Annotated in this window: 13 protein-coding genes; 3 read left to right on the forward strand and 10 right to left on the reverse strand. The window is 59.5% G+C overall.

Features of this window, described 5'->3' with window-relative positions; all coding sequences use genetic code 11:
• The 4 genes from BKD70_RS07775 to BKD70_RS07790 form a co-directional block, all read right to left on the reverse strand.
• On the reverse strand, positions 1 to 630 hold the full coding sequence (locus tag BKD70_RS07775; RefSeq protein ID WP_047273545.1) for a heme acquisition protein HasA: 630 nt from the start codon (positions 628 to 630) through the stop codon (positions 1 to 3).
• 93 nt (positions 631 to 723) lie between these two features.
• Positions 724 to 3,504 (reverse strand): TonB-dependent receptor, encoded by a 2,781-nt coding sequence (locus tag BKD70_RS07780; RefSeq protein ID WP_047273544.1) that lies wholly within the window; start codon positions 3,502 to 3,504, stop codon positions 724 to 726.
• 176 nt (positions 3,505 to 3,680) lie between these two features.
• The gene (locus BKD70_RS07785; RefSeq protein WP_047273543.1) at positions 3,681 to 4,697 is read right to left on the reverse strand and encodes a FecR family protein; all 1,017 of its coding nucleotides are present in this window, start codon (positions 4,695 to 4,697) and stop codon (positions 3,681 to 3,683) included.
• An 86-nt stretch (positions 4,698 to 4,783) separates the two neighbouring features.
• The gene (locus BKD70_RS07790; protein WP_047273542.1) at positions 4,784 to 5,290 is read right to left on the reverse strand and encodes an RNA polymerase sigma factor; all 507 of its coding nucleotides are present in this window, start codon (positions 5,288 to 5,290) and stop codon (positions 4,784 to 4,786) included.
• Between the two features lie 226 nt (positions 5,291 to 5,516).
• Between BKD70_RS07790 and BKD70_RS07795 the strand changes: the two genes are divergently transcribed.
• Positions 5,517 to 6,407, forward strand: coding sequence for a neutral zinc metallopeptidase (locus BKD70_RS07795; protein ID WP_047273541.1), 891 nt, complete (start codon positions 5,517 to 5,519; stop codon positions 6,405 to 6,407).
• A gap of 55 nt (positions 6,408 to 6,462) precedes the next feature.
• Here BKD70_RS07795 and BKD70_RS07800 read toward each other — a convergent pair whose 3' ends face one another.
• The 3 genes from BKD70_RS07800 to BKD70_RS07810 all read right to left on the reverse strand — a co-directional run bounded on the left by BKD70_RS07800 (position 6,463) and on the right by BKD70_RS07810 (position 8,595).
• A complete protein-coding gene (locus BKD70_RS07800; protein WP_047273540.1) occupies positions 6,463 to 7,053 on the reverse strand; it encodes an HAD family hydrolase in 591 nt (196 codons plus the stop codon).
• Positions 7,050 to 7,919: an acyl-CoA thioesterase II gene (locus tag BKD70_RS07805; protein ID WP_047273539.1), complete on the reverse strand. Its 870-nt coding sequence runs from the start codon at positions 7,917 to 7,919 to the stop codon at positions 7,050 to 7,052. Before BKD70_RS07805 ends, BKD70_RS07800 begins: the two co-directional genes overlap by 4 nt.
• A 106-nt stretch (positions 7,920 to 8,025) precedes the next feature.
• Positions 8,026 to 8,595 carry a GNAT family N-acetyltransferase gene (locus BKD70_RS07810; protein WP_047273538.1) on the reverse strand — a complete coding sequence of 190 codons (570 nt, stop codon included), beginning with the start codon at positions 8,593 to 8,595 and terminating at the stop codon, positions 8,026 to 8,028.
• A 91-nt stretch (positions 8,596 to 8,686) separates the two neighbouring features.
• On the opposite strand from BKD70_RS07810, the gene BKD70_RS07815 reads away from it, so the two are divergent.
• Both BKD70_RS07815 and BKD70_RS07820 read left to right on the forward strand, forming a co-directional pair.
• Positions 8,687 to 9,607: a histone deacetylase gene (locus BKD70_RS07815; protein WP_047273537.1), complete on the forward strand. Its 921-nt coding sequence runs from the start codon at positions 8,687 to 8,689 to the stop codon at positions 9,605 to 9,607.
• Positions 9,608 to 9,892: 285 nt separating this feature from the next.
• Positions 9,893 to 11,134 carry a TIGR03862 family flavoprotein gene (locus tag BKD70_RS07820; RefSeq protein ID WP_047273536.1) on the forward strand — a complete coding sequence of 414 codons (1,242 nt, stop codon included), beginning with the start codon at positions 9,893 to 9,895 and terminating at the stop codon, positions 11,132 to 11,134.
• Between the two features lie 43 nt (positions 11,135 to 11,177).
• Here BKD70_RS07820 and BKD70_RS07825 read toward each other — a convergent pair whose 3' ends face one another.
• The 3 genes from BKD70_RS07825 to BKD70_RS07835 all read right to left on the reverse strand — a co-directional run bounded on the left by BKD70_RS07825 (position 11,178) and on the right by BKD70_RS07835 (position 14,207).
• Positions 11,178 to 12,512 carry a DEAD/DEAH box helicase gene (locus tag BKD70_RS07825; protein ID WP_047273535.1) on the reverse strand — a complete coding sequence of 445 codons (1,335 nt, stop codon included), beginning with the start codon at positions 12,510 to 12,512 and terminating at the stop codon, positions 11,178 to 11,180.
• A 67-nt stretch (positions 12,513 to 12,579) separates the two neighbouring features.
• Positions 12,580 to 13,470 (reverse strand): drug/metabolite exporter YedA, encoded by an 891-nt coding sequence (yedA, locus tag BKD70_RS07830; RefSeq protein WP_047273534.1) that lies wholly within the window; start codon positions 13,468 to 13,470, stop codon positions 12,580 to 12,582.
• 125 nt (positions 13,471 to 13,595) lie between these two features.
• Positions 13,596 to 14,207 carry a PolC-type DNA polymerase III gene (locus BKD70_RS07835; protein ID WP_047273533.1) on the reverse strand — a complete coding sequence of 204 codons (612 nt, stop codon included), beginning with the start codon at positions 14,205 to 14,207 and terminating at the stop codon, positions 13,596 to 13,598.
• Between the last annotated feature and the right edge of the window lie 15 nt (positions 14,208 to 14,222).

Raw genomic sequence — 14,222 nt, forward strand, 5'->3', positions numbered from 1 at the left:
TTACGCCGCCAATGCCCAGTCCTGAGCCACCTCTTGCACACCCACCAGATCGATATCGGCGGCCAGCGGTGCGTCGGTGTGTGCCAGACCGGCGGCGGCCAGGTCGTCGAAGGTGGAATCGGTGGACAAGCCGAACCCGCTCAGCAGGTTGTTGAGTGCCCCTTCCAGGCCCGAGACGTCGCCTTTCATCAGGCCATAGATCACGTCCTGAACAGCGTTGCCTGCCCGGCCGGCGTCACTGGCCGCGGAGAGGTCGAGGCCGTTGAAGGAAGCGGTGTAGTCGTTCAAACCGAAATCAGTGCCGTTTCCACCCTGCAGCCCCGTGCCCAAGGTAACGGTATCCAATTCGCCCCACAGGTAATGGTTCATGTTATCGCCCGGGGAGACTTTGGGATCGAACACATAGTTGAGCCCCTTATCGGTGTCGCTTGCGGCAATAAATGCATATTCCGAACCCTGTGCACCGTGCGTTGCATATTGCTCACCCGTCATTGCACGCCCACCGGTATTAAAGCCGCCCGTATTACCGGTGCCATGGCCAGCAGTCGTAAACCCGGTCGACCACGCGCTCAATGCATCCTGAACCGAGAAAGCCCCAAATGCAGAGTTGTAAGTAATCGAAATAGTCATACTTGATCCTTTTCAATGGACAGTTAATAACGCTGCGCACACACGCGCACTTTCACTCGAGATGAGCAAACCTTTAAAAACTCAGGGCATCACTTAGAACTTATATTCGAGCATTCCGCTGAGCGTGCGCCCGCGCGCGAGGCTCACATTATTGGCGTCGCCCATGGCCACGAAATAGGCTTCGTCAGTGGCGTTTTCCAATACCAGTGTCAGGTTCAACGCATCGGTTGCCCAATAACTGGCATACAGGTCATACACGCTGTACTTGGGCCACGTCGCTTGTTCCAGGCTCTGATAGTTATGGGTATTGATATCTGAACCGTTGCCGGGGCTATAACGCAAACGGACACCGGTATCCAGACGACGCTCAAGAAACCGTGCGCCGACCGTTAAAGAGCCGCGGTCAGCTGGCATGTAAGCCGCCGCGCCCATGACCCCGCCGCAACTGACTTTATTATTACGCTCGTCATTATCCAGCCATTCCGTTTCGTGCACGGCACGTAAGCTCCAGCGCCCGTTAGGCAATTGAAACCGTTCATAGCCACTTTTTAATTTTTTACCGGTTTTTTTGGCGCCACCCATAAAGTAATCTTTCGAACAAAAATCGTTACTACCGATCATGTGCGTATAACTGAAGTTGGTATACATGCGCCCCATGTCGTAGTTGAGTTGATATTCAACGCCTCGGAAACGTGTATCGCTCAAACTGTTAACGTAGGCCAAATCACCAAAATTACCCGTGGCCGTTTCTTCCGGCAACATGATGCCGTACTGCATGAATGAAAAGTTCTTGATGCGGTTATCAAAGTACGAAACTTTCATACCGAGACGGTCATTATTAAAAAACAATGATTCTTTAAAAATGTTGAATCCGACTTCCCAATCCCGAGATTCTTCAGGCTTCAGGAACGGGTTAGGAAATACCCGTTCAGGTGCATTGCCGCCGTGAGGTCGTCCGGTCATGAAGACTTCTGTCACGGCGGGCGGGCGCCAGCCTTTACCCCAGTGGGTGTAGAGCTGCAACCAGTCCACCCCCGGTTTGACCGCGAGACCGAAGGTGGGTGAAAACTTGCCGTCCGTGCGATCAATGTCATAAAGGTCTTCTGTCCGAACGGCCGGACCGCTGCCGATCACATCGACCCCGTTTTCGTGACGGATGACTTTTTTGCGATACAAGGTCATGCCGGTTTCGCCTTCTAGCCGGTAGCGGTCATAACGCAGCCCCCCACTGACTGTCAGCCAGCCGTCATAGTCGTATTGCAGATGACTGAAAAGGCTGGCCATGCTGCGCTTGCCCGCAGGGTCCGCACCTTCGATGTAAGGCAACGTTGACTCGTTTTTGGCAGAGACTTTGTGGGTCTTGGGTTTGAACGTGTCCTGATACATCTCCAGGCCATACGTCCAATTCAACTGACCCCACGTGTCGAAATTAAACAGCGAGGTATTTTGTGCTTGCAGCCCCCATGTGTCGGTACGGAAACGATCCTTGTACGCATCGAATGCGTTGTCGGCGGTCGCCATATGCCGTGCATTCGCACGTTCCAGCTCTGTGCTGACGAAATACAGCTTGCTCTTGAAATCAATCAGCTCGTTGTCCGGGTTGTAGCTGTAGTCAACGGCGTAGTTGGCAGTGCCCAGATTGTTTTTACTGTGGCGCACATAGTCGTAACTCTTCTGATCCGGGGTGGCGTAGGTCCACGAATCATTACTGTCGCTGTCGGTGTTCAAGTAGCTCAGTTGTACCCGCTGATCATTGGGCAGATTGAGCCCGAACTTGACCATTTGTGAGCGTGTCACACTACCCGCATCGCCCACTTCGCTGTTCAACCAGTCGTTCCAGGCTTCACGCCTGTATTTTTTGACCCGGATTGAATCCCCCAGGTTGTCCGCATTCTGTCTTCCGCTGCGGTAATTACCAAAATGGCGCTCGCTATACGCAAACAACGCATCGCCAATGTCATTACCGAATGCGAACACGCCGCCGCCATTGAAATAGGTGCCATTACCCATTTCGCCCAGGCCACTGCCCGCACGAACACGGCCGCCAAATGATTTGCCGTCCTTGAGAAATTCGCTGGCTTCCAGCGTTTTGAAGGTGGCAATCCCGCCGATTACCGCCGCACCGCCCATACCCGATTGCGAGCCTTTTTCAATCTCGATGCTGGAGATCATTTCCGGATCGATCAACATCACTCCATTGCGATGTTGATGACCATTAACGTTGAAGTTCTGACGCATACCGTCAACGTTCATGTTGACGCGGCCGTAGTCCTGCAGGCCGCGGATATTCACTGATAACCCCGGATCGCGTTGATCCACTGCCGTGTACACGCCGGGCGTTTCTTCCAGCATGTCAGCGGCGTGACGTGGCGCACGTTTACTGATTTGCTCGCCGGTGATGACGGAAACCGCTTCAGGCGTCTGATACACCCAGTCAGCGCTATTGCCTTCGGCCTCGCTGGCAGAAATAGAGGTGGTGCCCAGGGCCAGCGCGCCGGTGGGGTTGCCGTCCACCCGGGTCAGGGTGACTTGGCGCTCGCCCGTGAAGCGGTATTCAATCGGGTTGCTGCCTACCAGTCGCGCCAGGCCTTCCTGTACCCCGAAGTCGCCTTTGAGTGCCGGGGCATGCAGACCTTGCAGCAGGTGGCTGTCGAACAGCACTTGCAGACCGGCCTGCTCGGCAAATTGCAGAACCGCTTTGTCCAGCGGCTGGGCCGGAATATGAAACGCAATGAACGTTTGCTGCACTGCGCTCTCGGCTTTTTCAGCCGCCTGAGCAGGCGCCTGCGCTGCCAACGACGCGAACACACCGACATGAACTGCAAAGGCTAACCGGCTGGCGGCCCCTACCCCTTTGCGCTGATTGAACACCATTCTTGTTATCCCCAAACGTGCACGATTTGCATTGCGAATGAATCTCAATAGCAAGACGTGCGAGCAGGGAAAACTCAGTAAGGGTTTTTGCGATTAATGTTCAAAAAGGTAAAACGGGGCTGCGATTCGCTGATGGCTCGCAGCCCCGTGTTGCCGATTAATGGCAGCATCACCGGTCAATAAATCAGACTGACACCGGCCAGTTCGACGCGTTTGATGTGCAGTTCGCGGGTGAGGGTGTGCAGCGCGCCATCGAGCATTTCAAGGCGGAAAACACCGCTGACCTGCCGACTGGCCAATGCCGGGTTGGCCAGTACGACCTGGCCGGGGCGATAGCGGTTGAGCTGCTCAATCACTTGGTCCAGCGGCTGGCGGTCAAACACCAGCACGCCCCGGCGCCAAGCGGTGGCTGAACTCAGGTCAAAGCCCGGCAACAACTGCACGCCGCGCTGTGGGGTATAGCGCGCACTTTGGCCTTCTTTGAGTACCTGTTGCGCGGCGCCCCCGCTGGGTGGCGATTGCACGCTGACCGCCACGCTGTGTTGCAAAACGCCGACCCAGGCCTGATCCGCGCCTTGGCGCCCGACAACAAACTGGGTGCCCAGGGCCTGGGTCTGCCCCCCGGCACTTTGCACCACGAACGGTCGGGTTTCGGCCTCGCCCATGGGCGCAACGTCAAACACGGCGGAACCGGCCAGCAAGCTGATGCGCCGCTCGTGGGTGTCGTAGTCAATGCGAATGGCACTCGACGCATCCAGTTCCACCGAGCTGCCGTCATCCAGTTGCACAGTGCGCAACTCGCCCGTGCCGGTTCGATAGTCAGCCTGCATCTGCACCAGCAGGTTCGGCCCGCCAACCCACGCCACTGCCAGCACCATGCAAACTGCCGCCGCACGCCCTGCCCAGCGCAACGGCCGACGGCGTCGAGTAACGGGCGCAGGCCGGGCACGCGGCGACTCGGGCCGTGAACGATGAGCCGCGGGCTTGAGTGGGTGCGGTTCCAGCGCCAACTCGCCCAGCGCCGCCCATGTCTGCTGCGCAAACTGCAGCGCAGGCCCATGACGCTCATCACACGCCAGCCACTGCGCCAAGTGCGCCTGCGCCTCGTCACTCAACGCGCCCGCGTGCAGACGCACCGCCCACTCGGCGGCCGCCTGCGTAATGATCTGCTGCTCGGGGCCTTGGCTATTCACGTATGAATCTCAAATTCTCGTTAGGTATAGGCAGTGACGTCTTGCGTGAAGATTTTCAGTAAGCCATTCGTCGATAGGTAGGAATATTACTGCTCCGGCGTCTGCAGACGCTGCATGACATAAGCCAAGGCTTTGGACAGATGCTTTTGCACTGAGCTATCAGAGATTTCAAGGTGACGCGCCACTTCAGCGTGGGTCATGCCTTCGATCCGGTTGAGTCGAAATATTTCCTGAGTTCGCTCGGGCAGTTCGCAAAGCGCCTGCTTCAAGGCTTTGCGCTGTTGCTCGGCCATTGCCTGGGCCTCCAGCCCTGCCATTTCATCCTCAATTTCAGCCAAGGCTTCATGGCTTACCGAGTCGGTTTTTCGACGGGTTTCCTGACGGATGTGGTCCACCAGCAGGTTGCGCGCCGTGCGGTAAAGGTAACCGGGAGAGTTGTCGATTTTCGCTTTTCGTCCATGCTCAACCATACGCAGGAAGCTTTCCTGCACCAGATCGGCAGCGAGCTGTGGGTCACGTACCTTGCGCGCCAAGTACCCGCGCAGGGTGCTGGCATGCTTGAGGAACAAGCCCTTGAGATCCATATCCGACAAACCGACTCCCTGGAGCATGAAGGAAAGGGGGCGTCATCTTACTTTTTGTCGAGAATGATTTTCAATTGATATTCAGTTTCACTGCCGTCGACCTGAACTTATCACGGCGACGTCATCGCACTAAGTGCCACACTTCGCGGTCACTGCAAGGGCGTCTGACGACCGGGCTGGCGCAGCACCCCGTCAGCAACAACACTTATGAACAAGATTGATAGAGGACACCTCCATGCTGTGGAAAAAAGGCCGGCGTAGCGACAACGTTGAAGACGTGCGCGATCAAAGCACCGGAAGCGGCGGGATGCGTATTGGGGGCGGTAAAGGCTTGAGCCTGATGGCCGTGGTGGTCATCGTCGGTTTCGGCCTGCTGACCGGGCAGGACCCGATGCAAATTCTTGGGCAATTGAGCGGCCAGTTAACCGAGCAATCATCGCCGCAGGTCTCGCAACAAACCGGTCATGCACCGCCGGCCAACGATCAACAAGCCGAGTTCGTGCGTGCCGTGCTGGGCGATACCGAAGACACCTGGCGTCAGGTCTTTCAGCAGTCCGGTCGCACCTATAAAGACCCGACATTGGTGCTGTTCAGTGGCCAGATCAACTCGGCGTGTGGCTTCGCCTCTTCTGCCAGCGGCCCTTTTTACTGCCCGGCCGACCAGAAAGTGTACCTGGACATGAGCTTTTTCCAGGAGATGGCTCAGCGCTTTCAGGCCGCAGGTGATTTTGCCCAGGCGTATGTGATTGCCCATGAAGTCGGTCATCACGTGCAAACGTTGTTGGGGGTGTCGTCAAAAATGCAAATGGCCCGCCAGCAAGGCAAACCCATGAAAGGCGATGGCGGTTTGCTGGTCCGTCAGGAGTTACAAGCGGACTGTCTGGCAGGCGTGTGGGCCAGCGTTGCGCAAAAACGCTTGAACTGGCTGGAGCCGGGAGACATCGAGGAAGCGCTCAACGCGGCAAACGCCATTGGTGATGACCGCTTGCAGCAACAAGGCCAGGGTCGCGTGGTGCCGGACTCCTTTACCCACGGTACTTCGGCGCAACGGGTGAAGTGGTTCAAGACCGGCTTTGCACAGGGCGACATCAATCAGTGCGACACCTTCTCCGCTGCCCGCCTGTAACTGCCGGGGCGCGGGATGCCAGGGCTGATCGCCCTGGCATCAGGTCGCCCGCTAATCAGGCCACGAGGCGCCGCAATTCAAAACAATCCCTGGCATGCCAGTCGGCCAGACCGGGCCACGGGTTTTCAGGGACATTGACCAGCACCGTCTTGCTGCCCGCAGCACGCCCGCATTCAAGGTCAAAACGGAAATCCCCCACCATCACCATTTGCGCAGGCTCAACGCCCCACGCCTTGGCCAGTTTCAGCAGGCCATCCGGGTCGGGCTTGTGGGCCGCGTTGTCACGTCCCAACACATCGTCGGGAGCAAAACACTGATCCAGACCAATGGCCTTCAGGGTGATTTGCGCCAGCTCCTGAGCGTTTCGGGTCAAAATCCCCAAGCGCACGCCCCGCTCGGCCAGGTCAAGAATCAACTCGACCGCCCCGGGCGCCGGGGTGGAAGCCAGCGCCAGCTCGCGCTCATGCTCCAGCAGCCAGGCATGCTTGGCGGCCGACTCGGCGGCCGGTAAACCGGCGAGGTGGGTGAGGATGTCTTCATCGTCCGGGATGGACAGTTCACGATGAATCAGCTTGAAGTCATGCACCGCTACAGTCAGCGTGCCGTCCATGTCGAACACCCAATGCTTTACGTCTTTTAGCGTCATGCCCAGTCCTTGCGATGGCGAATTAAACCTTCCTGAGTGACCGACGCCACCAACTGCCCGGCGCGGTTATACACACTGCCACGGGAGAACCCGCGAGAATTACCGGCCCACGGGCTGTCCATGGCGTATAGCAACCAGTCGTCAGCGCGCAGATCGGCGTGGAACCACAGGGCGTGGTCGAGACTGGCCACTTGCATATCTTTTTGCCAGACGCCTTTGCCGTGAGGCAGCAGCGAAGTCGTGAGCAAGCCGAAGTCCGAAGCGTAGGCCAGCAGGTACTTGTGCAGCGCGGGCGTGTCGGCCAGCGCGCCGTCTGCGCGAAACCAGACGTATTTGATCGGGTCGCTGACCTTGGGGTTGAACGGGTCTTCCCCCACCACCGGCCGAAATTCGATGGGCTTGGCACACAGCAGTTTTTCGCGCATGGCCTCGGGAATCAGGTGCGCGCGCTGACGAATAAGGTCCAGCTCGGAAGGCAGATTTTCCGGGCCGACTACATCGGGCATCGGGATCTGGTGCTCAAACCCGCCTTCGTCGTATTGAAACGATGCGCTACAGGTAAAAATCGGTTGGCCCTTCTGGATCGCGGTCACCCGACGGGTGCTGAAACTGCCGCCATCACGCACGCGGTCGACTTGATACACCACGGCCAGCCCGGCATCGCCGGGCCGCAGAAAGTAACCATGCATCGAATGCACATGCCGGGCGTCTTCAACCGTCTGGCTCATGGCGGACAGCGATTGACCGAGCACCTGACCGCCGAACAACTGGCGAAAGCCCAAGTCCTGACTGCGGCCGCGAAAGAGGTTCTCTTCGATCGGTTCCAGGGTCAGCAAATTGACCAGATCATCCAACACTTGGCTCATTCAGTTTTTCCTCACACAGAGCAATACCGGCGCAATCTTCGCTGCGACGGCCACACAAAATTCGGCACTCGCCGCTTAACCTACAACTTGAACGTCATTTGCCTGCTTATCCGTGCAGCGTTTCCAACCATTGCGCCCGACTGATCCGATACAGCACGTGGGGGCGCAAGGGATGGCCCTCGGGGATCTTCGGGTGTTCAAAATCACCCGCCAGATCACGCTGCATGCCGATGGCCTGCATCACTTTCTGCGAGGGCAGATTGGCCTCGGTGGTAAAGGACACCACTTGATCCAGCGCCAGCCGGTCAAAGGCACAGCGCAACACCGCCCACGCAGCTTCACTGGCGTAACCCAACCCCCAATGCTCGGGCGCCAGGCGCCAGCCAATCTCGACAGCAGGGGTGAACGGTGCGTCGAATCCGACATTCAATAAACCGGTAAAACCAATAAACGCACCGCTGTCCTTACGCTCCAGAGCCCACAGTCCGTAGCCATATTCAGCGAAGTGGCCGCGAACACGGCCGATCAGCGCGGCGCTTTCGAGGCGGCTCAACAGTCCCGGAAAATAGCGCATGACCCGCGGGTCGGCGCACATGGCCGCAAACGCTGCCAAATCCGTGTCTCGCCACGGGCGCAGGCGAAGACGGGCACTTTCGAGTTCCTGAATTTGCTCCATCAAACCCCTCCGATTTAATACCGGGCTTTTCATGTGTCGGGCAGTGTACCGCGCTGTTAAGATCCGGCGCTCGTTCCGACGTGAAATCCCCATGCCTTTACCGCTGATTTATCACGATGACTACAGCCCGGCGTTCCCGCCCGAGCATCGTTTCCCGATGGATAAATTCCGCTTGTTGCGCGACCACCTGGTGGAAACCGGGCTGACCCGGGACGCCGACCTGCTTCGCCCCGCGCTGTGCCCTGTGGATATCCTCGCCCTTGCCCATGATCCGGCGTACATCGAGCGCTATATGGCGGGCGAGCTGGCCCGTGAAGACCAGCGGCGTCTGGGCCTGCCCTGGAGCGAAGCCCTGGCGCGGCGCACCATTCGCGCCGTCGGCGGCTCTCTGCTCGCCGCCGAGCAGGCATTGAGCCACGGGCTGGCCTGCCACTTGGCCGGCGGCACCCATCACGCCCACTACGACCACCCGGCGGGGTTTTGCATCTTCAATGATCTGGCGGTCATCAGCCGTTACTTGCTCGAAAGCGGACGTGTCAGTCGCGTGCTGATTTTCGACTGCGACGTGCATCAGGGTGATGGCACGGCGCGCATTCTGGACACTACGCCGGAGGCGGTTACCGTTTCGCTGCACTGCGAAAAAAACTTTCCGGCGCGCAAGGCGCAAAGCGACTGGGACATCGGCTTGCCCATGGGTATGGGCGATGCCGCCTATTTGCAAGTGGTGGATGAAGCGCTGAATTACTTGCTGCCGCTGTATCAGCCGGATTTGGTGTTGTACGACGCCGGGGTCGATGTGCACCAGGACGACGCGCTGGGGTACTTGAAACTGACAGACGCAGGCGTGGCCGCACGTGATGAAGCCGTGATGCGGCATTGCCTGGGCCGGGACATACCGGTGGTCGGGGTAATCGGCGGGGGCTACAGCAAAGACCGCAAGGCGCTGGCGCGCCGTCATGGGATTCTGCACCACAGCGCGCACAAGGTCTGGTGCGCAATGGGCTGCGATTAATTACCCACAATGCCTGTGGAACCGCTTGTGGATAACCTGAGTGAAAGCCCTTGCAGGCCATACAGAACGTGGCCTGCAAGGCGCTGTGTGTTTTTCGTACAGATGCAGTCGTGATGCCCGTTTTGGGGTGGCGGGAAGCGCTAGACCAGAGGCTTGAACCGTGACGTCGCCGGACGTGAAGTGTGAGCGTTGAACGGGCGTACACCGCCCCCTTGCTCGGCAGCGACTACGGGTTGGCGCAGTCAGGTAGAATGCGCCGCTTATTTCGCCGATTTGCAGCTTGCCATGACTGACGCCCTCACTTCCCTTCCCCCTCATGTCGCCATCATTGGCGGTGGCCCGGCGGGCCTTATGGCCGCTGAAGTGCTGAGTCAGGCGGGTGTGCGAGTCGATCTGTATGACGCCATGCCGTCGGTCGGGCGCAAGTTTTTACTGGCTGGGGTCGGGGGCATGAACATCACGCACTCTGAAGCGTATCCCGCCTTCCTGTCGCGCTATGCCGAACGGGCGCCCCAGATTGCGCCCCTGTTGCGTGCCTTTGATGCCGATGCGCTGTGCCGCTGGATTCACGATCTGGGCATCGAGACTTTCGTTGGCAGCTCGGGCCGGGTGTTCCCCACCGACATGAAAGCCGCGCCGCTTTTACGCGCCTGGCTCAAGCGATTGCGCGAGTCCGGCGTGGTTATCCACACCCGCCATCGCTGGTTGGGCTGGCGAGCCGATGGCGCATTGCGCATCGACAGCCCGGAAGGCGAAAAACACATTACCCCCGACGCAACCGTCCTGGCGCTGGGGGGCGGCAGTTGGGCGCGGCTGGGGTCCGATGGGGCGTGGATGCCGCTGCTCGCTGAACGCGGGGTCTCGCTGGCAGCCCTGCAACCGAGCAACTGCGGGTTTGATGTCACAGGCTGGAGCGAGGTACTGCGCACCAAATTTGCCGGTGCACCGCTGAAAAATATCGCCATTGCACTGGAGCATCACAACCCGCGCTTGGGTGAATGCGTGATCACGGCCAGTGGCATCGAAGGCAGCCTGATTTACGCGTGGTCGGCGCCGATTCGAGAAGCGATCAACCGGCAAGGGGCTGCCACGATTCTGATCGACCTGTTGCCGGGCAAGGCTGTGGATAACGTGGCAAAGGCGCTCGCCAAACCTCGTGGCTCACGCTCGATGAGCAAACATCTGCACAGCCAGTTGGGTCTGGACGGCGTGAAAGCCGCGCTGCTGCGCGAATTGGCGCCCGCTGAATGTTTCGCAGACCCGGCGCAACTGGCCCGCGCCATCAAAGCGTTGCCGGTGCAGTTGATTAAGCCACGTCCGCTGGACGAGGCCATCAGCAGTGCAGGCGGTGTGACCTTTGAGGCGCTGGACGAACACTTGATGCTCAAACCGTTGCCGGGGGTGTTCTGCGCAGGCGAGATGCTGGACTGGGAAGCGCCAACAGGCGGCTACTTGCTCACCGGCTGTTTCGCCAGTGGCCGCGCCGCCGGGTTGGGGGTTTTAAGCTGGCTGCACCCTCAGGCCTGATTCAAAACCGCTACCCGCCAGCGCGAGGTAGCGGTTAAAAACCTTACTTGCGTTTGCGCGGGCCGGTGTTGAATACGGGCACTTTACGCACAGGCTTGACCGAGGGTTCAGCCGGGGCCACTTCGCCGCTGTCGACCCATTTGCCCAGGTTACGTTTACCGCCACCGCCGGACGTTTTGGGCTTTTTAGGCTTCTTCGGCTTTTTGATCACCTGACCCGAGGCGTCGGTTTCGGGCACGCGGTGCTCTGGTTCGAAATCCTGTTCTTCATGGCGCGGCAGCGTTTGACGAGTCAGCATCTCAATGGCCGAAAGCATGTTCACCTCATCGGCGCACACCAGCGAAATCGCCTCGCCCTTCTGACCGGCGCGACCCGTACGGCCAATGCGGTGGATGTAGTCCTCGGCCACGATCGGCAGGTCGAAGTTGACCACCAGCGGCAAGTCTTCAATGTCCAGACCACGGGCCGCGACATCGGTGGCCACAAGAATCTGCACTTCACTGGCCTTGAAACGATCCAGCGCGCGTTGGCGCGTGGCCTGCGGTTTGTCGCCATGGATGCCGTCAGCGTTGATGCCCAGCGCTTGCAGCTTGCCCACCAGGTCATCCACGCCATTGCGGGTTTTGGCGAACACCAGCACCTGCTTCCAGCGCTGGGTGCGCAGCAAATGCAGGAACAGCTCGGCCTTGCGCTTCTTGTCGACCGGGATAACCCACTGCTTGACGCTGCTGGCCGCGACGTTGCGCGGGCTGACTTCAATGCTCAGCGGGTTGTCGAGCATTTGCTCGCCCAGCGCGCGGATCGCATCCGAGAACGTGGCCGAGAACAGCAAGGTCTGACGCTTTTTCGGCAAGGCGCGATAGATGTCGCGCAGTTCTTCGCTGAAACCCAGGTCGAGCATGCGATCGGCTTCGTCCAGGATCAGGGTTTGCAACTGGTTGAACTTGATTGCTTTCTGGCGATACAGGTCAAGCAGGCGACCCGGCGTGGCCACCAGCACATCAACGCCTTTGCGCATTTTCATCATTTGCGGGTTGATGCTGACGCCGCCGTACACCGCGTAGGTGCTCAACGGCAGGTGTTCGGCGTACTGGCGAATGCTTTCGTGAACCTGCTCGGCCAGCTCACGGGTCGGCACCAGCACCAGCGCACGCACGGAGTTGCTGGCGACTTTCGGGCCTTCCATGGTCAGCGACTGCAACAGCGGCAGGGCAAAACCGCCGGTTTTACCGGTGCCGGTCTGGGCGGCGGCCATCAGGTCGCGGCCCGCCAGCACGGCGGGGATGGCTTGGGCCTGAACCGGGGTCGGGGTCTGGTAGCCGAGCGTCTCAAGGGCGCGCAGCAAGGGTTCGATCAGGCCAAGGGAGGCGAATGTCATGGGGATACCGTCGAAAAAGGTCAGCGCGTGGGTGCAGAGGTTGCAATGGCGCGCAGTTTACCCTAATTCAGACGGGTTTCTGCTTGCGCCACTGCGGTAACCCGATCAACACCACCGCACTGATGATGACCGCCATCGCCAGGCACTCTTCAAAACCGATGGTCTCGCCCGCAAAGGCAATGCCAAGCATCACCGCCACGGCCGGGTTGACGTAGGCGTAGCTGGTGGCGGCTGCCGGGCGTACGTTTTTAAGCAAATACATGTAGGCACTGAACGCGATGATGGAGCCGAAAAACACCAGATACAGCAAGGCTCCCCAGCCGGCGGCTGTCGGCATTTGCGTCAAACGCTCGCCGCTCAACAGGCTGCCGAGGAGCAACACAGCGCCCGCCGTGAGCATTTCCGCAGCGCTGGCCATTGGCCCGGCCGGCAGTGGCAAGTGACGGCTCCAGACGGAACCGAAGGCCCAGGCCGCCGCCGCAAACAGGATCATGGCCGCACCGAGCGGGCTGGCTTGCAGGTTGGAGCCGAGGTTGAGCATGGCAATACCGATCAGCCCGAGCACAATCCCCGCCCACTCCAGCCGCGTATTGCGCGCGCCCCAAAAATAGCCGAACAGCAACGTGAACAACGGCACGGTGGCCACGGCCAACGCCGCTACCCCCGACGCCACGCCCGAGTGCTCGGCCAGGGTCACGCCGCCATTGCCGCAGGCCAACAGCAGAAAGCCGATCATCGCCGCCGAACGCCACTGCACCCACGTGGGCGCAGGCGACCCGCGCCAGCGCATGAACGCATACATCAAGCTGCCCGCCACGAGGAAACGCACCCCGGCCATCATCAGCGGCGGCCAGGACTCAATGCCGATACGGATCACCAGATAAGTCGACCCCCAAATCACGTACAACGCGAAAAAAGCACCGATCAATTGCAACGGGAAACGACGTGCGGCAGGCATGGTTCAGCTCAAAGGCAAAGGCAGGGGATCTGGAAGTCTAGACATCGGAGCCGTGCAACAGAAGTAACAGATTGCATCAAAAGCGGCCGTACACTTTTTGCCGCCAGGGGGGCGCTACGTGAGCGTCAGAAACCCCGGTAGCGCTTGAGGTGATCGTTGATCTTGGCGGCCGGCACTTTTTGCAAGCTGCACAGCAGGTCATGGTTCAACTCACGCAGACCATGCTGTTCGCGCAGTTGCCGGGCCAGGTGCGCGGTCAGGTTGGCGGCCATTTCGGCGTCGGCCATCGCCCGGTGCGCCTTGCCGGTGTGAGGCAGGTCAGCGAACGTGGTCAGCGTGCCGAGTTTGTGGTTGGGGGCGGCGGGCATCAAACGCCGCGCCAGCAGCAGCGAACAGGCAAAGTTCTGCAAGCGGGTTCGCTTGATGCGGCCCATCTCGAAATCCCAGAACTTTTGGTCGAACGCGGCGTTATGCGCCAACAACGGGGTGATGCCGACAAACTCGTTGACCTCGTTCATCACTTGCTCGGCCGAAGGCGCGGTGCGCAACATGGCGTTGCTGATACCCGTCAACTGCTCGATAAAACCCGGCACGCGCACACCGGCGTTCATCAGGCTCTGGTAACGCTCGACAATGCGCCCCTGCTCCAGAATGACCACGGCAATTTCAGTGGCCCGGCAGGTGCTGCTCGGTGAAATGCCGGTGGTTTCAAAGTCGATGACGGCGATACGTTCCAAACGGGGTCAATCCTG

The organism is Pseudomonas sp. BS-2016, assembly GCF_001806145.1.
Classification (GTDB): Bacteria; Pseudomonadota; Gammaproteobacteria; order Pseudomonadales; family Pseudomonadaceae; genus Aquipseudomonas; species Aquipseudomonas lundensis.

Coding starts and splice junctions, on each gene's coding strand:
- BKD70_RS07775 (WP_047273545.1), bottom strand. CDS start 630: ATGACTATTTCGATTACTTACAACTCTGCATTTGGGGCTTTCTCGGTT.
- BKD70_RS07780 (WP_047273544.1), bottom strand. CDS start 3,504: ATGGTGTTCAATCAGCGCAAAGGGGTAGGGGCCGCCAGCCGGTTAGCC.
- BKD70_RS07795 (WP_047273541.1), top strand. CDS start 5,517: ATGCTGTGGAAAAAAGGCCGGCGTAGCGACAACGTTGAAGACGTGCGC.
- BKD70_RS07800 (WP_047273540.1), bottom strand. CDS start 7,053: ATGACGCTAAAAGACGTAAAGCATTGGGTGTTCGACATGGACGGCACG.
- BKD70_RS07805 (WP_047273539.1), bottom strand. CDS start 7,919: ATGAGCCAAGTGTTGGATGATCTGGTCAATTTGCTGACCCTGGAACCG.
- BKD70_RS07810 (WP_047273538.1), bottom strand. CDS start 8,595: ATGGAGCAAATTCAGGAACTCGAAAGTGCCCGTCTTCGCCTGCGCCCG.
- BKD70_RS07815 (WP_047273537.1), top strand. CDS start 8,687: ATGCCTTTACCGCTGATTTATCACGATGACTACAGCCCGGCGTTCCCG.
- BKD70_RS07820 (WP_047273536.1), top strand. CDS start 9,893: ATGACTGACGCCCTCACTTCCCTTCCCCCTCATGTCGCCATCATTGGC.
- BKD70_RS07825 (WP_047273535.1), bottom strand. CDS start 12,512: ATGACATTCGCCTCCCTTGGCCTGATCGAACCCTTGCTGCGCGCCCTT.
- yedA (WP_047273534.1), bottom strand. CDS start 13,470: ATGCCTGCCGCACGTCGTTTCCCGTTGCAATTGATCGGTGCTTTTTTC.